The sequence below is a fragment of the Shewanella sp. SM55 genome, from assembly GCF_025654025.1.
GTDB lineage: Bacteria > Pseudomonadota > Gammaproteobacteria > Enterobacterales > Shewanellaceae > Shewanella > Shewanella oncorhynchi.
Genome location: NZ_JAKKRS010000005.1, coordinates 19,743 through 46,665 on the forward strand (window position 1 = coordinate 19,743; position 26,923 = coordinate 46,665).

Sequence of the window (26,923 nt, forward strand, 5' to 3'; positions counted from 1 at the left end):
TGGTCATGATTGGCAAAATTTGGTCTATTGAGGTGTTTTAGTGTGCTTTTGGGGAGGAATGAGTTATTACACAAACACTTCCGTTAACAAATTTGCTTAAAAATGCCACAAAAAGAAGCCCCTAAGTTCGTAAACTTAAGGGCAATACAAGGCTAGTAGCAATAGGCGTAAAATGAGATGAACATATCGACGTTACTGATAAATAAGGGGCCTAAGCCCCTTATTGTAAAACCAAACAATCAGGGTAATTTAGATATCTGAGAGTAGATGATTTATCGCTACACGACTGGTGTGCTTAACTTCTTCCATCACAACATAAGTACGCGTGTCGGAAACAGAAGGTAATTTCAATAAAGTTTCACCTAACAAGCGACGATAAGCCGACATATCTGAAACACGAGTTTTCAGTAAGTAGTCAAAATCGCCTGAAACCAGATGACATTCTTGAATATCATCGAGTAGTTGCACTGCACGGTTAAACTTATCAAACACTTCGGGAGTATCACGGCTTAATGTGATTTCCACGAATACCAGTAGGGATGCACCCAAGAAATGAGGATTCACCAATGCGGTATAGCCATTGATGTAACCTTGCTTTTCGAGACGTTTTACTCTTTCTAAACACGGAGTTGGACTTAGTCCGACTCTTTTTGACAATTCCACATTTGAAATGCGGCCATCAAGTTGTAGTTCATTAAGAATGTTGCGATCGATGCGATCCAAGTCTTTTACAGGACTCTTTTTATTATATGCCATTTATTTAACCTTGCTTTATCACGAAAACAACATTTTATTCTACGTATGCCGAAAGTTCAGCAGCATAAACTGCGTCGCCGATACTATACTAGATATCCCTGAATTAATCACGTTCAGGTCACGATAAAATAACAATTATGCCCATTAAAAGTGGGATTTCAGGCAATTGAGGCTCAAAGATGATTATTGGTGTTCCCAAGGAAATTAAAAACCACGAATATCGTGTCGGTATGGTTCCTTCTAGTGTTCGCGAGTTGGCGATCAAAGGTCACGACGTTTTTGTTGAAACAAATGCAGGCATAGGTATTGGTTTTTCAGATCAAGATTATATTGATGCTGGCGCCACAATTTTAGCGACTGCTGCTGAAGTTTTTGCTAAAGCGCAGATGATTGTAAAAGTAAAAGAGCCTCAAGCAGTTGAACGCGCTATGTTGCGTCACGATCAGATTTTATTTACTTATCTGCATCTTGCTCCAGATTTACCGCAAACTGAAGATTTAATCAAAAGTGGTGCCGTATGTATCGCTTACGAAACTGTGACAGACGATCGTGGTGGCCTGCCTTTGCTTGCTCCTATGTCTGAAGTCGCTGGTCGTATGTCAATCCAAGCTGGTGCTATGGCATTAGAGAAATCTTCTGGTGGCCGCGGTATGTTATTGGGCGGCGTACCGGGGGTTGAGCCTGCTAAAGTCGTCATTATTGGCGGCGGTATGGTTGGTACTAATGCAGCACAAGTGGCAGTTGGTATGGGTGCTGATGTTGTTGTGCTTGATCGCAGTATTGATGCTCTACGTCGTTTAAATGTGCAATTCGGTTCTGCTGTAAAAGCCATTTACTCAACTGCGGATGCAATTGAACGTCATGTTATTGAAGCCGATCTTGTGATCGGTGGTGTACTAATTCCAGGTGCTGCGGCGCCCAAATTGGTTACTCGTAGCATGATTTCACGTATGAAGCCTGGCAGCGCTATCGTTGACGTGGCGATCGATCAAGGCGGTTGTGTTGAAACTTCACATGCCACTACTCACCAAGATCCTACCTATATCGTTGATGATGTTGTGCATTACTGTGTTGCAAATATGCCTGGTGCGGTCGCTCGTACTTCAACATTTGCGCTTAACAATGCAACTTTACCGTACATTCTCAAGTTAGCAAATTTAGGCTATAAAGAAGCGCTGTTGCAAGACAAGCATTTTCTTAATGGCTTAAACGTCATGCACGGTAAAGTGGTGTGTAAGGAAGTGGCTCACGCCTTAAACTTAGCGTTCACATCTCCTGCGACACTATTAGTATAAGTTTTTAATTAACTTAACTTTTTATGTGGATTTAAGCTGGCTTTACTTAGTATGTAATTCAAATCGGTCTCGATACTATTGAGGCCGATTTTTTATTGGGTAGAAATAGGCTTCACTACGATCGTACCATCATATTCATACAAGCTCATCCCGTGCTTCATTTCGTGGTTCACACTTAAGCTATTTATGTTCTCACAGTAAAGTAAAACTGACACTCTCCATACTAAAACGGATGGACTCGATTAGTGCAATCTAAAAGAATCGCCCTCCAACACTTTACCCCCACAGGTAAATTCCCTACAATCCTTGCAATTTGCTAAAGGCACGGAGATAAAAATGAGCCAGGTCAGACATTGTAACTTATTGATTTTGGGTTCAGGCCCAGCAGGATATACCGCAGCCGTTTATGCTGCGCGTGCGAATTTAAAACCTGTGATGATCACAGGTATGCAACAAGGTGGTCAATTAACCACGACGACTGAAGTTGAAAACTGGCCAGGCGATGCGGACGACTTAACAGGTCCGGCCTTGATGGAACGTATGCAGAAGCATGCTGAAAAGTTCGATACTGAAATCTTGTTCGATCATATCAACGAAGTAACCCTTACCGAGCGCCCTTTCCGTCTGAAAGGCGATAACGGCGAGTACACCTGTGATGCGCTGATCATCGCAACTGGCGCTTCTGCCCGTTACTTAGGGTTAGAGTCAGAAGAAGCTTTCAAAGGTCGCGGTGTATCAGCCTGTGCAACCTGTGATGGCTTCTTCTATCGCAATCAAAAAGTCGCAGTGATCGGTGGCGGCAACACCGCCGTTGAAGAAGCACTGTACTTAAGCAATATTGCTGCTGAAGTTCACCTCATCCATCGCCGTGACACCTTCCGTTCAGAAAAAATCTTGATCGACCGTCTGATGGACAAAGTCGCCAATGGCAACATAATCCTTCACTTAGATCAAACCATGGATGAAGTGGTTGGTGATGCCATGGGGGTGACAGGTCTGAAGATGAAGAGCACTAAAGATAGCTCGATCACTGACTTAGCCGTTGCTGGTGTGTTCGTCGCTATTGGTCACAGCCCTAATACCGGTATTTTTGAAGGCCAGTTGGAAATGAACCACGGTTATTTAAAAGTTCAGAGTGGCTTGCAAGGTAACGCCACGCAAACCAGTATCGAGGGTGTTTATGCCTGTGGTGATGTGATGGACCAACATTATCGTCAAGCCATTACTTCTGCCGGTACAGGCTGTATGGCCGCACTCGATGCAGAGCGTTATTTAGACGCTAAAAATAACTAGACTCGATTTTTCAACGAATAGCAGGCTTAGCCTGCTATTTTTTTAGGTCAAAATCGTTAAGCAATAGCAAAATTTTTTGCAGGCTGTGCCAATTAATATTGTTCACGCACGCACATTTCTTTCCTTTGCGATTCTTAATTCCGCACCACTTAGATAGTACTTATATAAGTTCTTAGGTAAGTAAAATCATTTCGTTGAGCCAAAAATGACGCACAAAAAAAGGGACCAAATGGTCCCTTCTCTACAGCAACAAACTAATTTCTTAGTTTAACGCTTCTTTTGCTTTTTCAACTAAAGTTGCAAATACAACTTTATCGAATACAGCGATGTCAGCCAAAATCTTACGATCGATTTCGATAGACGCCTTTTTCAGACCGTTGATGAAACGGCTGTAAGACAGACCATTTTGACGAGCGGCAGCATTAATACGTGCAATCCAAAGTTGACGGAATTGACGTTTTTTCTGACGACGGTCACGGTAAGCATATTGACCAGCTTTAGTTACTGCTTGAACAGCAACACGGTAAGTACGGCTACGAGCGCCATAATAACCTTTAGCTAGTTTTAAAACTTTCTTGTGACGAGCACGAGCGGTTACACCACGCTTAACTCTTGGCATTTTCTAATCTCCTAAATTAAGCGTAAGGTAATTGACGCGCGATTGCTGGAACGTCAGCTTTTGATACTAAACATTTGGCACGTAAGTGACGTTTACGTTTAGTGCTTTTTTTCGTCAAAATGTGACGTAAGTGTGCTTGCTTGCGCTTGAAACCATTAGCGGTTTTCTTAAAACGCTTCGCTACACCCTTGTCTGTTTTCATTTTAGGCATTTCTAAAACTCCGCATTGGGATGTTTAATAAAAAGCAAGGCGAGCAAAGGCCATAGACCTTTGCTACTTTAAGTTTTGCCCTACTTATTTCTTTTTAGGCGCTAGCACCATAATTGCTTGTCGGCCTTCCATTTTCGGGAAAGATTCAACAACCGCATACTCGTCCAAATCAGCCTTGATACGGTTCAATAGATCCATACCCAGGTTTTGGTGTGCCATTTCGCGACCTCGGAAACGAAGCGTAATCTTCGCTTTGTCCCCGTCTTCCAGAAAACGTATCAGGTTGCGTAGTTTTACCTGATAGTCGTTTTCGTCAGTTCCAGGACGGAATTTAATTTCCTTGACCTGAACCTGCTTTTGCTTCTTCTTTTGTTCCTTGGCTGACTTAGCCTTATCAAAAAGGAACTTACCGTAGTCCATAATGCGACATACTGGAGGTTCAGCATTTGGGCTGATTTCTACTAGGTCTACACCTGCTTCATCTGCCAAATTCTGAGCATCTCTGATGCTTACCACACCAATAGCTTCACCATCAATGCCTGTTAAGCGTACTTCTGGTACACCTGTGATTTCTTCATTGATTCTATTAGGGGCCGGCTGACGCCCTGCTGTTTTTTTGATCTTTATGACCTATTCCTCCAACAATTTGAGACTACGGAGCGAAATCTGTTGATGGATTTTAGTGGCGAAATCTTCAAGTCGCATCTTACCTAAATCGATACCATCACGGGTACGCACCGCTACTTCCTTATTTTCCATTTCTTGATCGCCAACGACCAACAAATAAGGGACACGCCTTAAGGTGTGCTCGCGTATTTTAAAGCCTATTTTCTCATTCCTCAAGTCAAAAGACGCTCGAATACCTTGTTCTTTGAAGAATTTTACGACTTCTTCAACATAATCAGCCTGTTTATCGGTGATATTCATCACGACAACTTGCATTGGGGCTAACCAAGTTGGGAAACGTCCTGCATATTCTTCTATCAAGATACCCAAGAATCGTTCCAAAGAGCCTAAAATAGCACGATGGATCATCACTGGGGTCTGACGGCTGTTATCTTCGGCAACGTAAGTTGCACCAAGACGGCTTGGCAACGCATAATCGAGCTGCACAGTACCACATTGCCACGCTCGGTCCAAACAATCGTGTAAAGTAAATTCGATTTTGGGTCCGTAGAACGCACCTTCGCCAGGCAAAATAGTGAATTCAATATTATTGGCACGCAGAGCTTGCTTAAGTGCTTCTTCCGCTCTGTCCCACATCGCATCGTCACCGATACGTTTCTCTGGGCGAGTCGACAGTTTTACTACGATATTTTCAAAGCCGAAGGTAGCGTAAGTATCGTAAACCATCTGGATACAGGCACTCACTTCCTCTTGAACTTGGCTGTCAGTACAGAAAATATGGGCGTCATCTTGCGTAAAGCCACGTACACGCATTAATCCGTGTAACGAGCCTGAAGGTTCATTACGGTGACAGCAACCAAATTCAGCCATACGCAATGGCAGATCGCGGTAAGATTTTAACCCTTGGTTGAAGATCTGCACGTGGCCTGGGCAGTTCATTGGCTTGATGGCGTATTCGCGATTTTCGCTGCTGGTCGTGAACATGGCTTCTGAGTATTTATCCCAGTGACCAGAACGTTCCCACAACACGCGGTCCATCATTAATGGGCCTTTTACTTCTTGGTAAGTGTATTGGTTTAGCTTACGGCGAATGAATCTTTCTAATTCGAGGAAGATGCTCCAACCGTCATTATGCCAAAACACCATACCCGGTGCTTCTTCTTGCATGTGATACAAGTCGAGCTGCTTACCGATTTTACGGTGGTCACGCTTAGCCGCTTCTTCAAGACGGGTTAAGTGTGTGCTCAGGGCTTTTTTGTCGGCCCAAGCGGTACCATAGATACGTTGCAACATCTTGTTTTCTGAGTTGCCACGCCAGTAAGCGCCGGCAATGCTCATTAATTTAAAATGCTGGCAGAAACGCATGTTAGGTACGTGCGGTCCACGACACATGTCAGTGTATTCTTCGTGATGATACAGCGCAGGCGTCGCGTCTTTGCTGATGTTCTCATCCAGAATGGCAATCTTATAATCTTCACCGCGCGCAGCGAATGTATCACGGGCTTCTTGCCAGCTAACGACACGTTTTACTACGTCATAGTTGGTTTTTGCCAGTTGAAGCATGCGCTTTTCTAATGCGTCGATGTCATCTTGAGTCAACTTGTGCTCAAGGTCGATATCATAGTAGAAGCCATTATCGATAACAGGACCAATCGCCATCTTGGTTTCTGGCCACATTTGCTTAATCGCGTGACCTAATAAATGCGCACAAGAATGGCGAAGAATTTCAACACCTTCTTCGTCTTTGGCGGTAATGATTGATAGCTCAGCATCGGTTTCAATGAGATCGCAAGCATCTTTTAATTCGCCATTAACGCGGCCAGCGATACAAGCTTTCGCTAAACCAGGGCCAATATCGGCGGCAACATCGAGGGTCGATACAGCATGAGCAAACTCGCGTTTGCTACCATCGGGAAGTGTAATTACAGGCATGAAATGTCCTTTCCAGTGGTGACCCACACGTAGGGCCACTTGGTTTTAGTTAATGTAAGAGAAATGCTCGCTAGGTTAAGACAGTACAGGAGTCTTAGCCGCCTTGCGTAGCAGGGCGTTTATTCTAAGGGATTGTAGCTAAAAGGCGCAAGCATATTGACCAGAATTGGGATTGGAAACAAAAAGCAAATTCATGATTTTGCAGTGTCTTGGTAACTTCTTGGTCATCTAACTCCCCTATTCTAGCGCCAGTTTATTGGGCATCACTGAAAACATGACAAGGGAGTTGATATGTTGAACTGCATTCTACTGGCTGTAACACTCACGCACACTGCAACCGCTTTACCTGAGCCGCAGGTGAAAATTACAAGCAAATCTTTGATTGATACTCAAGTGTTACTCGTTGATATTAAAAGTGAACTTGAGCAACAGATGCAGCGTTTAACGCTGGATATTACCCAAGATGCCCGCGATGGCGTGTTACACAGCAGTGAAATGGAGGGGTTAGTGACGGTAAAGGACTAGTTTTTAGAAGAGATAATGATCCAACAAGAAAATATTTAACCAGAAGGTCTATCATGCTGCGTTTTGAGACCGACTTCATCTAAGTCAGTGCACTGCACTCTGCTGTATACTCAAATAGGAAGCACATAAAGCGCACTCAGGTTTCGAATATCGACAAAGCGCAGACAATATAAGCGATAAGCGTACGAAGTATGAGATGCGTTGATTGAGCAGAGCGATTCGCTCTATTGGCGATAAGGAGTTGCACCATGAGAGTCATGAACAAAGTTATTGCTTGTCCCCACTGCGGGCACCATCAAGATATCAGTATCGATGCCAGCTGTGGAGACCAAGATTATTACGATGACTGCCGAATTTGTTGTAATCCGATTCACTTACGCTTACACATCGATGAATCGAGACGGACGGTTGAGCTGTATATCGATTCAGACGACGAGCAAATCTATTAAACGAGATTGCACTACACGCTGCGATGTCACAAAACTAACGTGCTTGTTCGTTAAAACGCCTGGCCAGCACGCGCTCGACTGTGTCGACGATAATTTGTGTTTGGCTGTCGATCTCAATATTGAGTTCATCACCCACTTTATACTGACTTAAATTGGTCAGTTTTAGGGTTTCAGGAATTAAGTGCAACTTAAAACCGGAGTCACTCACCTCGCCAACCGTTAAACTACAGCCATTAACACCAACAAAACCTTTATAAAAAATGTAATCCATCCATTTAGGCTCAATGCCCAGTGTCAGATCATAATGCTGTTCTGTATGGCTAATATCGATGACTTTGGCCTTAGTATGGATATGGCCAGAGAGAATGTGCCCACCAATTTCACTACCAAAAGTTAACGAACGCTCAACATTAACGCTTTGACCTATAGACAAATTAGCCAGATTCGTCAGTCGCAAGGTCTCTTCCACTACGTCGAAAAATACCCTATCATCGACTACCTGAGTCACAGTAAGACATACCCCGTTATTTGCCACACTTGCACCAATCGCAAGTCCCTCATGCAAATCAGGTTCGAACGCTACCTCAAGGGTATTTAGGCCATCTTTCTTATGTATTGCAACCACCTCGCAGGTGGCTTGAACTATACCTGTAAACATTTTCTGCTCGCTTAATCGTTAAAGGCTGTATTTATGAATAATTCAGGCTATCAAGCCAAACGTTTAATCCAATTGGCGCTGCCAGTACTGATAGCTCAGGTCACTCAGACCATGATGGGCTTTATTGATACCGTTATGGCGGGCCGTGTTAGCGCGGTTGATATGGCCGCTGTTGCGGTCGGCACTAGCCTTTGGTTACCCGCTATTCTGTTCGTCCAAGGTTTACTGATGGCTTTTACGCCTTTATTTGCCCACTACAATGGAGCGAATAATCAAAAAGCCATCCAACCTTTGGCCTTTCAAGGTGCCTATCTTGCCATCATTGGCGGCATTGGCGTGATGGTTTTCCTCGCATCTGCGCCCTTTGTGCTTAGCCATATGGATTTAGAACCCGAATTATACCGCTTAACCATAGGATATCTCGACGGTATTTTATGGGGCGCACCCGCATTTGTGCTTTATCAAGTGCTACGTGGCTGCAGTGAAGGTATATCCTATACCTTACCGACCATGGTCATTGGTTTTGTCGGTCTAGCCGTAAATATCCCCGCTAACTATATTTTTATTTATGGACACTTTGGCGTACCGGCCATGGGCGGCGCAGGCTGTGGTATCGCCACTGCTCTCGTATTCTGGGCCATGCTAGTTGCCATGACCATTTACATGCAGTTACATAAAAAATTCGCGGCTTTAGCTCCCTTCAGTAAATTTCATCGTCCAGACTTTGAAACTATGAAGAAAATGACCAAACTCGGCATGCCGATAGCAATGGCGCTGTTTTTTGAAGTGAGTTTATTTGCCATCATAGCGCTATTACTCGCGCCACTTGGCGCAACAGTGGTCGCAAGTCACCAGATTGCGCTCAACTTTTCTGCCATCGTATTTATGCTGCCGTTATCTATCGGTATCGCGGTATCGATTCGGATTGGTTATTACTTAGGCCGTGATCGCGCTGATATTTCCGCGGTGGTCACTAAAGTGGGCTTATGGCTGGCACTATCCCTTGCTCTAACGACAGCGGTTTTGACCGTCTTATTTAGATTCCAAATTGCGAAACTTTATAATGGTGATCCTGAAGTGGTTGCCTTAGCCGGCAGCTTGATGTTGATGGCAGCCCTGTATCAATTATCTGATTCAGTTCAAGTGGTCGCAGCGGGTGCTCTTCGCGGTTATAAAGATACACGCAGCGCCTTTTATATCACGCTGTTTTCCTACTGGGGGATTGGTATGTCACTCGGTTATACCTTAGCTTATACGGACCATATCGTTCCCGCGATGGGCGCCCATGGATTCTGGGCAGGATTGATTGCGGGCTTGACCTCAGCAGCGCTGTTATTTTTCATTCGTCTGCGTTACATCCAAAAGCATGGCGTGCATTTAAGCCTTATTGAAGGTGACAGTGTTCACCATTGATTGCATTAATGGCGAGCGACAGTGCTCGCCTTTTGGTTTATCAGTTTGATTTCGATGCATTCTCTGAAGTAAAGCGAATAAGAAATTGCGGTTTTATCAGCGGCGTTGTTGAAACACTGGGCAAGTTGCACAGCAATTCACCATTTGACGACAAATTTGTTTTTTTTGCTTGCCAGCCCTGCGCTATGCCCCTAATATAGCGCTCGTTCCAAGGCGCAACGCTTTTGAATAGCTTGTTAAATTTTGCAATGCACCCGTAGCTCAGTTGGTTAGAGCACTACCTTGACATGGTAGGGGTCGGTGGTTCGAGTCCACTCGGGTGTACCACTCTCTTCAAAGAGTCTAAATTTGAAATTCAAACAGTGCACCCGTAGCTCAGTTGGTTAGAGCACTACCTTGACATGGTAGGGGTCGGTGGTTCGAGTCCACTCGGGTGTACCATTTCTTGCTGTAATCTTATGAAATATCAAGTCTTCCATATTTTACAATCTAAAATACTTTACATTCCTCAGTGACAAACTCCAAAAATCTGTGCCAACTCTCCCTTAAAATATTATTTAAAACCCATTCGTTTTTTAAGAATTAAAGTCCTCTGCCGAATTTTTCAAAGTGCAAAATTACATTCAAAAGCTTAAAAAAGGCAGCTTGTGCCAAATCGGTGCCAAACATGTTGGCACAAGCGATTTTTGACAAGCTGAAACTAGACCACTACCCAAAAAGGCACAAGAGTCCTTATTATATTCACTAAGGATTGTTAACAGCTCGATTAAGCACTTTGATTCATATCGTCATCAAATATTGATAACTCTTTTAAACTGCTACTCCTTGGAACATAAATCCATTAAAATCTCGCTGTAAAATTTTTTCTAGTACGTGATCAGTTGCTTTTGCAAGCTCATAAAAAAACGTAACAACTTTGTGGTAAGCGATGGCATCATCTTGTTTGCACATAACAGGATAACTACCGACCTAAGAAATGTTTGAAGTTTAAGCATCCAGCTGTTGTATTTAAACAATAGCCCCTTAATTTGGCGAATATCATCCTTCGAAGTTGAATTCGGATTTAAAATTTATTCAACAGTTTTGCGCTTAGTTTCTCAAACATTGAAGGTTGCACTCTTTTTAACTCTTCACAACCACATTCAGGGCACTCTGTTCGCACATCATTGGGTAATAATGCATCGCTTTTGGGCGCTCGAACTGAACTCCACAGGCATTGCGGGCAAATAAGTTTGTAAGGTTTAGGTGGAAATGGCATGTTAAAGTTTACTCACTATCCAGTTTTGCTAAGCGTTGCAATTCATTGCAAATTTCAACATTAAGATCGACAAAGACGCTCCAGGAAACTAATGAAGATAGATTCGCTTGATAATAATCTTCTACGCGGCAAACCAATGGACGCTCGTCATAAACAGTACAAAGGTGTGTTTGCTCATCGAAATGACGACAAACACCATCGCTACGATCAAGAAAAGCCGTTTCCACGCTCTCGTTCACTCTGCGGCAGCAAAGTCCACAAGCATTACATGGGAACGGCTTAGGTACTGTCAGAGTCATCATTGCTATATCGTTGTTAGCAAAGTCTGAGCTCTCATTAAAGCAACACTATTTGCCTTTTCTTGCTCGTTAGCACTAGTTTGTGCTGACTCTACTTTTGACAGCATTTGTTGAAGGGCAGGCTCCAGTTCCTGACGCAAAATTTGATTCATCGCGCGCTCAAACTGTTCTCCCAGATCTTTAGCTGTATCTTCAACCTGCTGTTCAAATCGTTCACGTTCCAGCTGAACTTTTGCTGCATGTTCACGCATTTGTTTATCAGAGGGGTCTTCTGAAAATAAATCGTAAATAGAAGAAATAACAGTAATCCCCGTACCTACGTATGGGACCCATTTTCCGATAACTTGGCCAGCCCATTTCTCCATGGTTTTTGGCCCAATTCCTTTCATTAATGAAGGTGCCCAGTCTTTAACCAACTTTAATCCACCAACAATATGCTCTGGCTTCGCCATTTTTACGACAGAGCTCGCCGCATTACCCAAAACCTCTTTATTTATCCCTCTTTGATTATTAGGATCTTTAGATTCTGAAGCCGAGAAATGTGGAACGTCATTAATACTCGGTCCCTCGTGCTGGGCATTTAAGACCGCCGACATTGTTTCCACATCATCGTTGAATTGATTCATCAAGTACTGCAACTCGTCATCCATAACAGCGACAACAGCTTTACCCGAATCTTCAAAGACTTGCTCAAGCACTGCAAGACAGCCTTCGGGGTGTTGATGCATGGCAGCTTTACTTTTAACTGTAATATGCTTTCGATTGCTAGCAATTTCGCGGTAAATATTATCCCGGCACTGACCTTGGTTAGCGATCAACTTGCGACACAATTCTTGATAGTGACTGAGTAGTTCATTACTATCAGCATTTGTTAATTGTTGAATAAATTGGTTCAAAAATACTTGCAGAGAATGAGCCAAACGACTGTTGACATCTTCTGGACTGATAGACGAAAAAAAACTGTTAAGTGAGCTCTCAAGCTCAATGATACCACTATGCTCTACCAAGCCTTGCTGCTTCGCTAACTTCCCTTTTAAGGCACTAGCTGCATTAATACGCAATATCGGGATATCGGTCAAAATCTCACTAAGACCTTGAGCAACAGCAAGAGACTGAAGCCTTGCGCGGGTATCATTTTTTAAACGAATAAAATCCTCTTGAGAAAGCGGGCTTTTTTCATTGAATACCAAAAATACCTTTTTCCTCTTATAAATTAAGTCAATAAGCTGACCAAGAGTTTTCTCTTCTTCCGCGGCTCCAGATGGATTGACAACAAATATTACTGCGTCTGCAAGCATCATTTGTGCTTGTGTCACCTGTTCATGCGCTAATGGCGCATCAACACCAGGGGTGTCTAGGATACTAAAGTTATTCCATTGATAAGCCTTAACATCTGCCGTTAAAGGCACATCCCCTGTAGGAGCAACGTCTGAACCAACCAATGCATTTATCAGGGTGCTTTTACCGGCATTGTAAATGCCGTATACCATGACACTTAGTTCAGGTGAGGCCTTTTTATCTTCAAATAATGTTTCAACATCCCTAAATGCTGCCTGCATATCAGGATATTCAACAATTAACTTTTTCGTTTCAGCATAGGCTCTATAAAGTTCAGCACTCGCCTTCATCTTAAACTCCATTTTTTATGATTTTTTGCAGCGATAGGGCCTTCAGCGCTTCGACCCGCTCATTCACTTCGCGTAGTTCGGTGGCAACCAGTAGTGTCACCGTCCTCATTTCAGCCAATGTATTTGTAAGCACTTTTTTAGATTCATCCTCGATCACAGTCTTTACAACTCTCGCATAGTTATCGCGTATCTCTTTTTTCAGTGACTCTAGGTTATCGCCGACATTTAACTCTATCGTTTTCGTCTTTAATTTGGCATCACTACCAAATGCGCTACCAGCCATACTACCAGCACCACTTGCCAATGACGCCCCCAAAGCTGCGCCCGCTGGACCACCTAGCATAAAGCCCGCGACTCCGCCAGCAACTAAGCCGCCCAATCCACCCCAGCCGCTATTACGCTTTTTTGTGCCAGCCTGATAGCCTGCAGAGATCTGCTCAGTGACTTTTTCTATTGAGAAATTCGGCAATTCCAGTGACGCTGAATACCAAGTTTTATCCGCAGCATGTTTCAACTCGTTGGAGATCTCCGCTAATCCACTTTCTAAAGCGTGGCCTATGATTTGCTGAAGCTTAGCATCCCAACTTCGACGTGCGCTTCTCAACTCTTTATTCATCTGCTCATCATCATCACGATAATTCTCTAATGTGTTAAATGTATCATCGATGATTGCATACATCTCTTTCTGCGCCTCTCGAGTGTATCTCGCCATAACCTTTGGCACAGAGCTCTCCAAATGCGCAATCTGTGCATCTAGTTCATTTGTCAATTTTGTATAGGGCAGTAATTCCTTTCGGCACTTGTCTAAGAAATTACTGAAATTCGTCATTGGAACGGCGCGCTTTATCTGCACGCCTTGGTTTTGAGAAATGCTGTGCAATCGGCTAAATAGTTCAACCATGCCGCTGTTTTGCATCTCCTTAGGATCGGTAAAGTGCTCTTGAGCGTAACGGGCGGAGTTAGAAAGAATATCGTTACTGTCAATGCCGTCTAATCCTTTGGCGATATACTCTCGCTGCAGCTGCCGCGTTTCTTTCGGCTTCATTTGAACTCCGGTAATAACTGGCTTCCCCAGTTCATCGTCCCAATCCTCTTCATTGATATCACTTCCGGTAAGCAGAATAAGCGTTTCCTTTCCCTTGCTTTTGAGCTCTTTGATTTCTTTTAAATCGCTGGCACGACCTGGTGCGGCTGAACTCATGATATAGAGAATTAAATCTGCGTGAGCCACATACTCTTGCGCCAATTTACCGTTACTATCAGTCACGGAATGCAACCCTGGTGAATCCACCCAAGTTAAACCCGGTAGACGAAAACCTTGAATTGAGCTAGTTGCTTCCGTCGCTCCCACGCGAAACTCTTTACGATGCTTCGCTTCATCATCAGCATCACCGTTTGCAACGTTGGTATTGGCAGCAGTAAAATACTCAGGCTGCAATGATTTTTTGACACTAGATTTTAAATTTTCCGAAGGATCTGTATGGCCCCATGCTATATAGTTACCCAGCGAGCTCTTGCCTGATTTGACCTTACCAAATACAAATACCAACAGAGAATCCTGGAAGTTCTGACGAAAACTCAATCCTTTATTATGTGAAGCCAAATTAGCCTGCCACGCTTTGTCTGTATCACTGATCGCAGACAAAATACCATCAATTTGACGACTGAGCGGATTTTCCTCTGGTAAACGTTTCTTTGCTTGTTTGATATGCGATTCCATACGCACCGCAAAAGTTTTTTGAGCCTTTTGAAACTCGCTATCCAGCTTTTTGGCATCGTCTAATGATGCCATAAAATCACTTTTCAACGTCTGAAATGACGTCAATAGCTGTTCACGTAAAATAAGGTCTGACATCCTTTATCTATCCTTTTAATCCATTTAAAGAGACTTAAAGCTTTCGCGCAACGCTTTTAATTGAGCAAGTTTGTGGTCTATTTCTTTTAGTCTGACTGGAACCTTCATTAATTCCTCTTCCGGCTCAAGTTTCACATGATACAAAGACTCCAATTTAACTAAGTAGCCCTGTGTTTCTTGAGGTAAAAACTGAAGGTCATAAACCTCCACGTAGGTTGGACTAACTAGATCGGAAAAGTCTTCATCATTATCCAAAATAGCTTTAAATGGTTTATCGCCAAGCAAGATCACTTTTATTTGACCCTCTAAACTTTGTTGCAGATCATTTGCTCTCTGCATGCCTTCTTGGACAAACGCCTCTTTCATGCTCTCCAGTTTTTCTTTGTGGGCACGCGCCTTGCGTTCCTGCTCTGCCCGTTCTCTACGACGACGCTCTTCGTCACCATTTCCGCCACTCCCAGAGTCACTATCATCACTGAAAGCAGAGACCGCAGCCGCTCCAAGTGCAACTACTGCCGCACCAATCAACCAAGGTAACGCCATATTTTACTCTCCCCGTAATCTTTCATTCAGGTATTCGGTTTTTTTCAAAGTCATGCTGAGATCTAACGAGAGCATGGCGTCGTTAAAGCGGGCAAAATTCCAATACAAATCATCTTCTAATTGCAGTTTTTCATCATTGAGCGCTTCTTCAGCAGCCGAGATATCCAATAACAATGTATTCTGTGCATGACGTATTCTTTCTTCACGAACAGCCCGTACATCAATCCCCAAAGTTTCAATATGCTGCTTCAATTCTTGTAAATGACTTGCTTTCACTAAGCCATCCTTATGCTGTTGAATCCCCTTGTGAAAACGAGTTCCTGAAATGAGAAAACTTTCAGGTGCAAAACCCAAATGAAGATGACATTGCTCAAGCACTTTTTGCTCAATCTGTTCAATCTTATCTAAGCTTTCTGCATCAGCTTTACTGATGACAAGGACGATATTTTTCTCAGCATAAACGCCAAATGATTCTTTCAACTGCTTAAGAAAATCGAGTTCAATTTTCTCGAGTTCTCCTTGAGGCTGGTGCACAAATAACACCACGTCTGCTTTTGCGGCGCCATCCATCGCAACTTGATCATCAGCGTCATGAGCATCCAAACCTGGTGTATCGAGGAAAATATAAGACTCTCCCTCAAACAGCCTTAGTTCGGCGGTCTCTCGGACATCATTAGTTGGAAAATACTCTGCGTTATAGTGGTGAGTGAGCATGTTCAGCAAATAGCTTTTACCTACATTCATCATTCCCCAAACGGCGATAACAGGTTTATCCTTGCCCTGCTTCCTCGCCAATATATCTGATGCCTGTTTCAGCAATACATCTAAATCTGCTGAGGCCATCGAATCCTTAGCCGTCATACGTGTTCCTTGTTAGGTTGTCCGAATATTTACAATCTAGCTTTGGTATGTAGACAATCGTATTTAGACCATTGCTAGAGCCCTTAAAACAGCATTGTGCTAACTGCACAGCGCTTTCAATTTCCAACCGCAGTTCTCACACTGCCAAGCCATATTTCCAAGTGGCATAACCATTATTAATTACTCCCTGTGTTTTGACATGAGATCACTTGCTAACTTTTCAGACAATGCTGAATCACTAAGATAAGGGACTTTTCCGGAAGGAACTAAATTAGCAGCAGCATCAAGGTGCACGTCCTGATCATCGAAGAAGATGTGAGGCCGAAAGGCTTTTAACACTTTAGTCTTCTCTACTCCTCCTAAGAAAAAAGCCTCATCAACATACACGCCCCAATGCCTTAAGGTTTTAATTACTCGCATCTCCGAAGGGCTATTACGAGCAGTGACTAATGCAATGCGGATCGGTGAGTATTCAACGCGAATGGGTAATCTATCCTGCAAGCGAGACAACTTATGCAATAAACTGGCGTAAGGTCCCTCTGCCATTGGGATATTTTGTTTTGCGTCTTCTTGAGCATGAAAGGCTTCCATACCTTGGGTTTTGTAAACCAATTCACTTTCATCGGAAAACAATACGGCATCACCATCGAAGGCGATGCGGACTTGACCCTCGGGTATTTCAGGTGCATCCGTTGGCGGCGCTTTTAATATTGCCGCGGCGCAGTTCTTGGAATCAATCACCTGCTGAGCATCTTTAACATTGGTGGTGAGAAACAGGTCCACATCAAAGGCATCGAGATAATCGGCTACGGTTTCGCCCGCTGTAAAGGCTGAACGGGTAATGTTGAGCTTGTCGTGGCGAATAGTATTAAGCACCCGAAGACCGGTATCTGGGCTGTTTTGTGACATCACCACAACTTCAACAAGAGGGCTATTGCCCTGCTGATATTGATTAAGGCCAAGTAAAGCTTTGATCAGAGGGTAACCGGTCCCAGGTTTTAGCGGCTCATCTTCGTGTGCCAGCATAAACTCGCGGTATTTTTCTATGGCAGTATCAGGATCTGATTCAAAGGTTTTTCTGAAAATTTGGTCAGATTCAGCCATATCGAATAAGGCCGTGGCTGAAATACCAACGACTAATGTATTAGAGAGATCTAGTGGCATAAAAACATCCTTGTTTCAGTGGCTTGTATTCAAGCATGAAGCTTTGCTGAACTCAATTTTTTTTGATAGAAAAGTTAAATAATCATAAAAAATACTGCTGAATACACAGCATATCCATTTAATGGAATTCGGCTTGTTACCTTTGTTTAATACTATTCCTAAGCTAGTCATATTAATCCTTTAACTGTTTTTGCTGGTCAAGCTCGGTATCCTGGCTTGCTATGTTTTTACTAACAGGCACTTCATAGGTGTCGCCTTTGACAAGGTATACTAGTAAGGCGATGGCGCTGATGATCAAAATCACCATTAACAGGGCTAACAGTAACAATAGCTTGGACATTGCTCATACCTTTTCAATAAATGTATGACGACTAATGCCAGAACTGCGCCACAATCACGCCAACAGCTATAAGTTATTTAAACACTTATATTTCAATTTCTTGCGACAGATTTGTTTAATCACACCAATTAAACTAGGTAATCAATCTTAACAATTGGTAATTATTATTACTTTCTGTAATCACTCAATTGCACTATATTGTCACCAGCAAGAGTACTACTTTCAGCCGAACTCTCTGAAGCCGTAATTAGTCGCTGACGCTAAAACAGGCTTTGTTGGTAATGGTTACGGTTCCATCAATATGCCCTGGCAGTAATCCATCACCTTTACTATCGGCATAAACTTCTTCCTTTCATTTTTTGTACGTTTCATTTGGGTATTTAAATGAATCGATAAATCCGTATTTATTTCACTGGGCAGGTCATCAAGCCCTTGCTCTGCGATTGTTTGGGTTATCCAAATACTGGCATCGCTAATATGACCGCTAATGCTGATGTCGGTATTTTTTACCCTGTTAGTTTCAAATGTAACTTCAGACAAATCACTTAAAAACACCGCAGTGTCGCTATTGGGCATAGCACGCAGTTGTTGCAGGGTTTCGGCAAGCGCATATTGCCATTCCATTAATAGGCGCTTTGTGAGTTCTTCAAGTGACAAAATGCCCGTTACAGGAATAAACATCGTAAAACGGCTGTTGGCTTCACAGGCAATAATGGTTTTATAGCCTGATTTATAGGCATTATCGATAATATGCAGTTGCCAGCAAAACACTTGTTCATCTGACACTAACCCATGAACCCCTACTCTTTGGCCCTCTTGTGCAGGTAAGCGCGGTAAATCAGCCTTTAACCATTTATTAAGGGCGTTTGTGGTAGAGAGTAATAATTTCATATGTGGTTAATTCTATTAATCGTCTCTTTTAGGAACATAAATAAAATTACTGGCTCGGTTCGCAAAGGTCGCACTTTTGTCTACATGATTCATCCATTCTTTATCATCTAGTTGCTCAAGCCAGTGTGCAATATATTGAATAGAGGATGCCCTAACCTTTTTAGTAATACCAAAACGAGCACACAAGAAGGAAGACCCTATTTCGGCGATTAATTCTTCAAAAGCATACTTATTGTCGCCAAAACACCCGAACTCACGATTACAACGTGTTGCATGGCCAGTCCAATGTACCATCTCATGTAGTAAGGTTGCGTAATAAGCTTTAGTACTATCTTTAGCTTTAAACAACGCTTTATGAGGCATTTTAATAAGATCCGACTCATAATGATAAGCAGCAGTACCATCTACTTTTGAATATTCGATATTAATGGATAACTCTTCAATACGTCGGGTTAATACGGCTAAGTCTTTTACCTTAGCGTCAGCAAAACTTTTACCGGTATAACCTATAACTTCATCTGCGTTATATACTATGGAAATTTTTCGACCAAAACTACTTTCAGTTAATTGCTTATCCTCACTGTCAAAGCTACCGAGCTCATCTACATTCCCTACTTTAAAGTAATGAAATACAGGTGCTATTTTTGCTTCTTGCTTTAATTCATAACCAAGTTTTTCCCATTGAGACTTTGTAGCCCATAAATTGCTGTTGTAGCCATACACATGGGCCATTATTGAGAGAAAAAACCAGGAGTGCAGCGATTTATATTCACGGTGACTTTTAGCGTTGTAATGAGCACTTGCATTAACCGTAATGAGCCATTCTGGCAAAAAATCTTTGTTCTTTTTTCTGAGACCTCGATTAATATTTTCAAACACATCGGCGTCTAATTCCCAATTAGATGTTGTAATTTGAACAATATCAACTAAGCGTTTTAGTTGTTTAAATAATGGTTGTTCAAGAAAAACCAACAAGTCTTGAGCTGACTCAAAATCGTGTTCGTGTATATCTAAAGTATTTAAAAAATCACACCACCAATCAAACTCTTCTAATAAAGACTTTACATCACCTTTGGTGACATTAGCCCACTCTTCATTATGCGAACCGTTAAATAATTGTTCTAGGCTAGAAGTATTATGTTTATACGCTAGCGCGCTTAATATCTCTGAATAAGGCAATCCGAGCCATATTTCTAAGCTAGAAATCTCTTGTGATGCTTGCCTTAAACCATTGATACTGGAGTTTAAACATTGATTTTCATCTAACCAATTAATTGGATTAGAGGTCGATTGTGTTTTATACAAGAAAGAATTGAACCGAGTATTACCATGTAATTCAGCACTTCGAGTTAAGAGGCTTTGAATTGTACACCCTGTTATTAATGCATACTCTTGTTGTATGAAAAAATTCTGTCTAAATTCTGTAAGATTAACCATACTGTTAAAATTCCGTTTTATTATTCAAACATCATTACTTGTTTACTGATTAGCGAGCCAGTTATATCGTTCTTTAATTTAAAATGGTTTCAACAAATTCATCCCCTGCCCAGCTGTATGATATAAGTGTTATTTCATACAAACTCATATCGCAACAGTTAATCACTTCTAGCTTCATATCATTTAACTGCGTTTCAAAACAACCATCTATAAGCTCATCATTATCAAACTCTTCTGCTTCAAATTTATAGCAGCGTTTCAAATAACCAGAGAAGCCAATTTGATGTTCTGCGGTGATCTTTACATCATTATCAAGCTGTATATCAACATCCCACTGTGAAAATTCCATTTGAACTTCATTTTCAAAATTTTCGTGCATGGTAGGTATATCACCTTCAGCATCAGCTAAATCCTCTGATGTAAATTCATGCGTTATCACCAGCTGAAATTGAGCCATAATTTCAAAAACTGCACTGTCTGACATATTGACATCCTTGTTCTTCATTTTTATACAATAGGGTTATAGCTCGCCAGCGAAGGCTTTTTGGCTTAGTGAGTTGAATAATTGAGATTCTGATGCTTCTTTTAACTTAGCTTTTGATACAGTCACTTGTTTTACTAAAGTAGAAAATTTACTTTGCAATTCCATTGAAGGCATAGGAACTTCAAAGCCTTTTATATGCTTCATATTTAAGAATGGCTGAACACCCGCTGAAGCAATTTCATGCATTTTAGGACGGTAATACTTTAAAAAGAAAAACAAGTAATCTTTATTTATCATCAGCTCATCAATCCTTATTCGGCAACTACCAGTAGTAGAAAGAACAGCTTCTTTATACTTTTCAGGAAAGATACAAACGTTACCTATTGTTCCAACTTTAGTTAAAACAATATCTCCTGGAGTTACATGACTTCGGTGAATAGTTAAGAACTTTTCCCTTGTCATGAATTTTAAATCGTTACAGACAAATTCACCTTCAAGCGATACATTTTTAGTTCTTATAACTGGTATTTCACCATCATCGATATAATCTGTTTTAGTGTTCACACTAGACCCAAATGGTCCATCCACCATATCTCCCTTATTTGGGGCTAACTTCCCTAAATTAACAACATTCCAATTTTTATTATTAGCAATAGGGTCGCCGAACATGTCTAGGAAGACGCTGCGGAGGAAGTCGTCGGCAAGTTGGATGGCTTGCTTACGTTTGCGGCGGATGGCGTCAGCTTTATCTAAAATCGCGGCAATGCGTTTTTGCTCAGCTATTGGTGGGAGTGGGATTTGCAAACCACGAATATTTCCCAAAGAGACAAACTTTTGAGTTCCGCCACGGGAGTTACTCTCAAACTGCCTTGTAGCTAAATCACTATTTAAAAAATGATAAATATATCGATTATAAACTTGGCTGCTTTTAGTAAATTTGAACAACGCGACATTCTTAATCGAAAATTCAAACTGCTTTTCAACAATAACAGGATTTCCGATAGTTCCAATCATAGCGTACAAAATATCGCCATCATCAACAGCTGAACGCTTTGAAATTGCAACATGGTCGTCCTCAGAAATCATATTACATGTTGAAAAGTCGATTTTCCCACCGATAAGATTTTTAGAAGTAACGAGTGGGATGCCATTCTCAACACTTTTAGGTGAGTCATGAGTTCCATCTCTAACGTCCATAACTGAATATGCCTCAACCCACTGCCATCCATTTGGTAAAGACTCATCAGATCCTAGCTTAATCACAGCATTGCCTCCAGCTCATTCAAGTCTTTTAGAATATCGTTTTCTAGGGCTTTAAGCTGGGCTAGGATGGCTTTTGGCTCATCATAGACTGCAGCAGTGTGTACCACTTCTTTATAGCGGTTGATGGATAAATCGTATTTTTTAGTGACAATGTCGGCTTTGCTGACCCAAAAGGCTTTTTGAGTGAGATCGTTGGCTTTTGTTTCAGCGGCTGATTTATCACGGGCTTTATATTCAGCGACTAAGCTGGGTAAGTCGTTAGCTTTGATTGGGGTGCGTTTGTCGTCTAGTGAGAAACCATCGGCTTGGACATCATAAAACCACACATAATCTGTGCTGCCGCCTTTGGTGAAAATCAGGATAGCGGTAGACACGCCTGCGTAGGGTTTAAATACCCCACTTGGTAATGAAATGACCGCTTCAAGCTGGTTACTTTCGACTAATAATTGGCGCAACTGCTGGTGGGCATTGGATGAGCCAAATAACACACCGTCTGGCACGATGGTGGCAGATTGACCGCCAATTTTTAACATGCGCTCGATTAAGGCAACAAACAGCAGTTCGGTTTTTTTAGTTTTGACTTTTCGTAACAGCTCAGGGCAAACATCTTCTTCATCTAAACTGCCTTTAAATGGCGGGTTAGCAAGAATGATATCGAAGCCTTCTTTTGAATCCAGTGGAAAGTTTTCACTAAAACGTTGGCTTAGGGTGTCTTGATAATGCACGTCAGGTTGTTTAATGCCGTGCATCACTAGGTTCATTGCAGCAACCCGAAGCATGGTGGCATCAAAATCAAAGCCGTGAAACATGTCTGTGTCTATGTGTTGGCGTGCTTGTCGGTCAATTAAATCACCAGAAAATAGTACATTTTCAAGCTGCTGGCCTTGATTGTCTAGAAGCGGTTTACCGTCTTCATCAAATAATGGTTCACGTTCTATACAGTCTTTTGAGGTGTATTTTTCGAGCAGGTATTCGTAAGAAATGGATAAAAAGCCACCGGTACCACTCGCTGGGTCACAAATACGGCTGGTTGTGCTTGGGTCTAGCATTTCTACCATGGCGCGAATAATATGGCGCGGCGTTCTAAACTGGCCGTTAATGCCGGCGGTGGTGAGTTTGCTGAGCAAATACTCGTACAAATCACCTTTGGTATCGCTGTTATCAAGTGGCAAGTCATTAACCATTTCAACCGCTTTTACCAATAAGCTTTGTTTTTGGATCATTAACTGGGCATCTTTCATAAACTCAGAAAATAACGAACCTTCGTTACCCTCTTTTACTGATGCCGCAGAGCTTGAACCAAAATACGGGAAGAGTTCATCTTTAACTGTTTTGTATAGCTGCTCTGCACCTAAATGACGGATATTTTGCCAACGTAGGTGTTGCTGCGCATCATTGAAACGACGGTTAAACGCTTGGCCAGTTCGTGCACTTCGTTTTTCGTCAACTTGTTCGTTCATGTCGAGCATGCGGGCATACATTAAAAAGGTAATTTGCTCGATAACCGTTAGCGGATTGGTAATGCCTCCGGTCCAAAATTCTTCCCATAGCTTGTCGATTTTGCTTTTTAGTTGACCTGTGATCATGGTGTACTCTTTGTGTATAAAACAGATTAGGACGCTAAAACGTCATAAGTTTTAATGAAAAAATAAAGTTAAAATGAAATTCGAATTTATTGTGTGATGACTTGTTCTATTGTTTGTGTCTTTTGACCTAATTGAACATCAAATTGAGCAATAAAATCTTGAATCACATCGGCTTGCTGCTCGCTAAATACCCCATCTAATCCCATATCATGAACTTGGGTAAAAGGTGCATCATAAAGCTGTGATATTTGTATCGACCCATAACGAATTATATGGTTTTGTAACATGCCAATAAAGCGTTGCTGCTTGGAATTCATATAAGTGTGGGTTTGTTGAACAAACACGGTGAACTTTGCTTCTATGTCTTGTTTATCCATACCCACTATGGTGCGTAATATTTTGTCTAATGTGGCAGTAGATTCCGGGAAAAACTCTTTAAGGGTATTTAAGTCTACGCTTGGATTTTGGGTATGCACAAGGGAGTTTAGTTTGGCTAAATCATCTGCTGTTACCGGTTCGCCTTTACGTATTTTCTGCAGTACTTGGTCCGTTGCAAACAATGGCGAAAGTGTTTTTTCCACCTCTTGACGAAATATTTGATAATCAATAGAGACAATTTTTGTTGGTCGTGTTGATTCGCGTATTTCACTAACCTCTTCTTTTACGTCAATGACATAATCAACTGTTGGAGGTTGAGCAGATTTGTCGCGTAAATGAATGATACTGCGCAATGCTAAACGGCTTTGTTCTAATGCATCAAAGGTTAACAAGTCCCAGAATGCACTGGTTTGAATGTTGGCAATATCTTTCGCTTTTGCACGCACTTCATTTAGGTGCATTTGTAATGACTCGACCTTGCCCATTAAACCTTGCTTAACAAGATCTATTTGATTGGGATCGGTAAACATTAGCGTTTGAATGGTGGCAATTTCATTATCCAATTTATAGGCTTCAGATTGCCCCATAATGTTACGCCATTGCATTAGTGGTGCAATATGCTCAAACAAATTGGCTTTTGTTTGTGGGGCAAATTGGTTAAGCGTTTTTTCATCTTTACAGGATTCAACCACTAGCCAGTTATCGCGCACCGCAATAGTGTTCATATCAAGTGCTTTAATATCTTGATGGATAAGCTTTATCACGGTATCAAAGGTCGTTATGTCTGCCTTTTTAAGCGCGGTTTCAGCCAGTAACAGACGGCTTTCAAACAGTTTTTGAGTAAGAGATTTAGCCTGTTTTACGTCTTCTTCGCTTGGGTCCATATCGAAGTAGTTGAAGTTTTCCCAGTGGTCAAAAATTAAGAAGTGGGTTTTATCTTTGCCTTTTCCATAGAGATCTTTGCATAGGCGTGTGCCACGACCAATCATCTGCCAAAATTTGACTTTTGACTTAATGGGTTTGGCAAATACAAGATTGACGCATTCTGGAACGTCAATTCCGGTGTCGAGCATATCTACTGAGATAGCAATGCGGGCACTGTTTACTTCATTTGATTTAAAGTCATCAATTAACTCTTCTGCCCGTTCATATTTTGAATGGATAACGCGACAAAAGTTACTGCCTAATTGAGGATACATTTCGCCAAACAGCTGCGACAGGAGTTCAGCATGAGCAATGTTGCGGGCAAATACTATGGTTTTACCAGGTAGTTGACCGTCACTATCACGCAGGCCCTTTTCCATTAGATTACGTAAAATAACGCGATTGGTGTCTTTATTTTTTACCGCTTCATCGACTTGTTTGGCGTCAAAGTTTAACTCGTTAGGGTCAATGCCTTGATCTTCTAATTGTGCAATTTGTTCATCTGTGAGGTTATCTTTTTTGATACCTTCGCGTAAAAACTTAGTGGTTAAACTAACAATTTTATAAGGTACTAAGTTACCTTCTTCAATCGCCTTTTCTAATGGGTAATTAGCCGTAGGCAATTTGAAATCACAACCGAATAACTGGCACGTTGAGCGCGATACCATTTCAACAGGTGTGGCGGTTAAGCCGACCTCTAGTGCATCAAAGTATTTAAAAATATCACCATAAATATTATAGATAGAACGGTGTGATTCATCAGCGACAATTAAATCAAAATAACCCACATCATATTTTTGATAAATACTCATCATGCCAGGGTAAGTAGCAATGAATACCCTTGAATTTGTCGCTAACTCTTTTTTGGTTTTACCTACGATGTATAGTGGCTCATTGGTAAACTCATTAAAGGCATTACCCGCCTGTTTACGTAACTCTTTACGGTCACATAAAAACAGTACGCGTTTGGCCCAGCCTGCATCGAGTAGCCGTTTAGCCAGCGCAATAGATACACGCGTTTTTCCTGTGCCAGTTGCTTGTACGATAAGAGATTTGCGATGTTTATCGGCGAAACGTTCACATACACGAGTGATTGTTTCCATTTGATACAAACGGCCTGCGACATTGGTATCGATTGGTGTTTGATTTAAATCTTTTTTAAGGCCTCTCTGTTTAATTAGATATTGCAGCGAGTCTTTAGAGTAATAGCCGTAAAGTTTACGACTGTTATAGCCTTGGACATCGTCTAATATACGGATGTAGTAACCGTTAGAGTAAAATATAACCGGTCGTTGATTGTACTGTTTGTGGAGAGCATCGGCATAAAGCTTAGCTTGTTGCCTGCCTTTTTCGACAGATTCACGAGTCCGCTTCGCTTCTATTACTGCGAGTGGTTTTCCGTCATCGTCCCAAAGCACATAATCTACATAACCTATGCCTGTACTGGTAGGCTGATCAGTTACCTGTACTTCTTTACCTACTTCATCTGTGCTCGTTTCATCAAGAGACACCTGCCAACCAGCAGCCCGTAGATCCATGTCAATGATCCGCGCACGAGTTTCTGCTTCGCTAAAGTTAAAACTTGCAGTGATAAGTTTGTTAAGCGCCTTAATTTCACCGACTTTTGCTTCATTTATCGTTTGCTTGAGTCTTTCGGCTTCTTGTTGGGCTTGTTTTTGTGCTTGTTGAGACGCCTCTAATTCTTCTAACGCTTTTTTGAGCCGAGCTTCATTTTGGCTCAGCTGTAGTGCTAGTTGTTTATTTTTTTTAGTAAATTCAGCATCACCTTGATTTAAGGGCTGCTTTTGTTCTGGCGCAGTAAATTCTGGGCAATCAGCTTGTTTCCCATTTCCGTAAGCCATAAATAGATAACAGGCAACATAATAGCTTTCTTTTAAAATCCAAATAGCTTGTTGTTGATCGACTCGACCTTCGTGTGCCGCTTGATTACCGCTTTTGCGTATTGCGTGAAGTTTATCGGTAATTAAATTGGGGACTACGCTAGTGAAATCATCCGATGTGAGCTTGTCATAGATATTTGAATTGGGAAAAGCAGGTAATTGAAGTTCTTTATAAAAATAGCCGACAACCTGTTCAGCAAAACAGCGAAGTTTAACCAATGCACTTTGTGGATCTGATATCGCATACTCTTCAGCAAATGCTGCTAATTGATGGAGCTGTGGCCATTTTGTTTGAATATGCTCAAAATTCATTGATTGCTTCATTCCGTGTTG

The 26,923-nt window shown here is 41.9% G+C and carries 24 protein-coding genes, 2 tRNA genes and 1 pseudogene; 8 read left to right on the forward strand and 19 right to left on the reverse strand.

Features of this window, described 5'->3' with window-relative positions; all coding sequences use genetic code 11:
• Positions 1 to 249: 249 nt before the first annotated feature.
• A complete protein-coding gene (gene lrp, locus L5L91_RS08430; protein ID WP_006081649.1) occupies positions 250 to 756 on the reverse strand; it encodes a leucine-responsive transcriptional regulator Lrp in 507 nt (168 codons plus the stop codon).
• A 179-nt stretch (positions 757 to 935) separates the two neighbouring features.
• Between lrp and ald the strand changes: the two genes are divergently transcribed.
• Together ald and trxB are read left to right on the forward strand one after the other, a co-directional pair.
• On the forward strand, positions 936 to 2,051 hold the full coding sequence (ald, locus tag L5L91_RS08435; RefSeq protein WP_028759938.1) for an alanine dehydrogenase: 1,116 nt from the start codon (positions 936 to 938) through the stop codon (positions 2,049 to 2,051).
• A 336-nt stretch (positions 2,052 to 2,387) separates the two neighbouring features.
• Positions 2,388 to 3,344 carry a thioredoxin-disulfide reductase gene (gene trxB / locus L5L91_RS08440; protein ID WP_263236101.1) on the forward strand — a complete coding sequence of 319 codons (957 nt, stop codon included), beginning with the start codon at positions 2,388 to 2,390 and terminating at the stop codon, positions 3,342 to 3,344.
• 262 nt (positions 3,345 to 3,606) lie between these two features.
• Here the strand turns inward: trxB and rplT are convergent, their stop codons facing one another.
• From rplT to thrS, 4 genes are all read right to left on the reverse strand, one after another.
• Positions 3,607 to 3,963, reverse strand: a complete 357-nt coding sequence (gene rplT / locus L5L91_RS08445) for a 50S ribosomal protein L20 (RefSeq protein WP_006081652.1) — start codon at positions 3,961 to 3,963, stop codon at positions 3,607 to 3,609.
• Between the two features lie 16 nt (positions 3,964 to 3,979).
• Entirely contained in the window at positions 3,980 to 4,174 is a 195-nt protein-coding gene (gene rpmI / locus L5L91_RS08450; RefSeq protein WP_006081653.1) for a 50S ribosomal protein L35, read from the reverse strand.
• Between the two features lie 84 nt (positions 4,175 to 4,258).
• Positions 4,259 to 4,801: a translation initiation factor IF-3 gene (gene infC, locus L5L91_RS08455; RefSeq protein WP_012089240.1), complete on the reverse strand. Its 543-nt coding sequence runs from the start codon at positions 4,799 to 4,801 to the stop codon at positions 4,259 to 4,261.
• A 3-nt stretch (positions 4,802 to 4,804) separates the two neighbouring features.
• Positions 4,805 to 6,733 carry a threonine--tRNA ligase gene (gene thrS, locus L5L91_RS08460; protein WP_028759936.1) on the reverse strand — a complete coding sequence of 643 codons (1,929 nt, stop codon included), beginning with the start codon at positions 6,731 to 6,733 and terminating at the stop codon, positions 4,805 to 4,807.
• Between the two features lie 291 nt (positions 6,734 to 7,024).
• Here thrS and L5L91_RS08465 point away from each other — a divergent pair, with 291 nt between their 5' ends.
• A complete protein-coding gene (locus L5L91_RS08465; protein WP_028759935.1) occupies positions 7,025 to 7,258 on the forward strand; it encodes a hypothetical protein in 234 nt (77 codons plus the stop codon).
• Positions 7,259 to 7,506: 248 nt separating this feature from the next.
• Complete coding sequence (locus L5L91_RS08470; RefSeq protein WP_028759934.1) at positions 7,507 to 7,707, forward strand: CPXCG motif-containing cysteine-rich protein; 201 nt, start codon at positions 7,507 to 7,509, stop codon at positions 7,705 to 7,707.
• A 34-nt stretch (positions 7,708 to 7,741) separates the two neighbouring features.
• Here L5L91_RS08470 and L5L91_RS08475 read toward each other — a convergent pair whose 3' ends face one another.
• Entirely contained in the window at positions 7,742 to 8,365 is a 624-nt protein-coding gene (locus tag L5L91_RS08475; RefSeq protein ID WP_028759933.1) for a riboflavin synthase, read from the reverse strand.
• Between the two features lie 33 nt (positions 8,366 to 8,398).
• Between L5L91_RS08475 and L5L91_RS08480 the strand changes: the two genes are divergently transcribed.
• The 4 genes and pseudogenes from L5L91_RS08480 to L5L91_RS08495 all read left to right on the forward strand — a co-directional run.
• Positions 8,399 to 9,778, forward strand: coding sequence for an MATE family efflux transporter (locus L5L91_RS08480; protein ID WP_263166161.1), 1,380 nt, complete (start codon positions 8,399 to 8,401; stop codon positions 9,776 to 9,778).
• 250 nt (positions 9,779 to 10,028) lie between these two features.
• Positions 10,029 to 10,105: transfer RNA gene (locus tag L5L91_RS08485), tRNA-Val, on the forward strand.
• Between the two features lie 37 nt (positions 10,106 to 10,142).
• Positions 10,143 to 10,219: transfer RNA gene (locus L5L91_RS08490), tRNA-Val, on the forward strand.
• Between the two features lie 480 nt (positions 10,220 to 10,699).
• Positions 10,700 to 10,797 (forward strand): annotated as a pseudogene (locus L5L91_RS08495) (IS30 family transposase); the annotation flags it as partial.
• A 247-nt stretch (positions 10,798 to 11,044) separates the two neighbouring features.
• Here L5L91_RS08495 and L5L91_RS08500 read toward each other — a convergent pair.
• From L5L91_RS08500 to L5L91_RS08560, 13 genes are all read right to left on the reverse strand, one after another.
• Positions 11,045 to 11,338 (reverse strand): YkgJ family cysteine cluster protein, encoded by a 294-nt coding sequence (locus tag L5L91_RS08500; RefSeq protein ID WP_263236102.1) that lies wholly within the window; start codon positions 11,336 to 11,338, stop codon positions 11,045 to 11,047.
• 2 nt (positions 11,339 to 11,340) lie between these two features.
• Entirely contained in the window at positions 11,341 to 12,963 is a 1,623-nt protein-coding gene (locus tag L5L91_RS08505) for a GTPase (protein WP_263236103.1), read from the reverse strand.
• A gap of 1 nt (position 12,964) precedes the next feature.
• Positions 12,965 to 14,818, reverse strand: a complete 1,854-nt coding sequence (locus tag L5L91_RS08510; RefSeq protein ID WP_263236104.1) for a dynamin family protein — start codon at positions 14,816 to 14,818, stop codon at positions 12,965 to 12,967.
• A gap of 24 nt (positions 14,819 to 14,842) precedes the next feature.
• Positions 14,843 to 15,361 (reverse strand): hypothetical protein, encoded by a 519-nt coding sequence (locus L5L91_RS08515; protein ID WP_263236105.1) that lies wholly within the window; start codon positions 15,359 to 15,361, stop codon positions 14,843 to 14,845.
• Positions 15,362 to 15,364: 3 nt separating this feature from the next.
• On the reverse strand, positions 15,365 to 16,222 hold the full coding sequence (locus tag L5L91_RS08520) for a GTPase (RefSeq protein ID WP_263236106.1): 858 nt from the start codon (positions 16,220 to 16,222) through the stop codon (positions 15,365 to 15,367).
• Positions 16,223 to 16,402: 180 nt separating this feature from the next.
• Positions 16,403 to 17,386: a 5'-nucleotidase gene (locus tag L5L91_RS08525; RefSeq protein WP_263166151.1), complete on the reverse strand. Its 984-nt coding sequence runs from the start codon at positions 17,384 to 17,386 to the stop codon at positions 16,403 to 16,405.
• Positions 17,387 to 17,558: 172 nt separating this feature from the next.
• A complete protein-coding gene (locus tag L5L91_RS08530) occupies positions 17,559 to 17,726 on the reverse strand; it encodes a hypothetical protein (protein WP_263236107.1) in 168 nt (55 codons plus the stop codon).
• Between the two features lie 285 nt (positions 17,727 to 18,011).
• Positions 18,012 to 18,617: an amino acid adenylation gene (locus L5L91_RS08535; RefSeq protein WP_263204178.1), complete on the reverse strand. Its 606-nt coding sequence runs from the start codon at positions 18,615 to 18,617 to the stop codon at positions 18,012 to 18,014.
• 15 nt (positions 18,618 to 18,632) lie between these two features.
• Positions 18,633 to 20,054 carry a zincin-like metallopeptidase domain-containing protein gene (locus L5L91_RS08540; RefSeq protein ID WP_263236108.1) on the reverse strand — a complete coding sequence of 474 codons (1,422 nt, stop codon included), beginning with the start codon at positions 20,052 to 20,054 and terminating at the stop codon, positions 18,633 to 18,635.
• Between the two features lie 73 nt (positions 20,055 to 20,127).
• Positions 20,128 to 20,538 carry a hypothetical protein gene (locus tag L5L91_RS08545; RefSeq protein ID WP_263236109.1) on the reverse strand — a complete coding sequence of 137 codons (411 nt, stop codon included), beginning with the start codon at positions 20,536 to 20,538 and terminating at the stop codon, positions 20,128 to 20,130.
• A 36-nt stretch (positions 20,539 to 20,574) separates the two neighbouring features.
• On the reverse strand, positions 20,575 to 21,801 hold the full coding sequence (locus tag L5L91_RS08550; protein ID WP_263236110.1) for a restriction endonuclease subunit S: 1,227 nt from the start codon (positions 21,799 to 21,801) through the stop codon (positions 20,575 to 20,577).
• Positions 21,798 to 23,387, reverse strand: coding sequence for a class I SAM-dependent DNA methyltransferase (locus L5L91_RS08555; RefSeq protein ID WP_263236112.1), 1,590 nt, complete (start codon positions 23,385 to 23,387; stop codon positions 21,798 to 21,800). Before L5L91_RS08555 ends, L5L91_RS08550 begins: the two co-directional genes overlap by 4 nt.
• Before the next feature lie 86 nt (positions 23,388 to 23,473).
• Entirely contained in the window at positions 23,474 to 26,914 is a 3,441-nt protein-coding gene (locus L5L91_RS08560; RefSeq protein ID WP_263236113.1) for a DEAD/DEAH box helicase family protein, read from the reverse strand.
• Between the last annotated feature and the right edge of the window lie 9 nt (positions 26,915 to 26,923).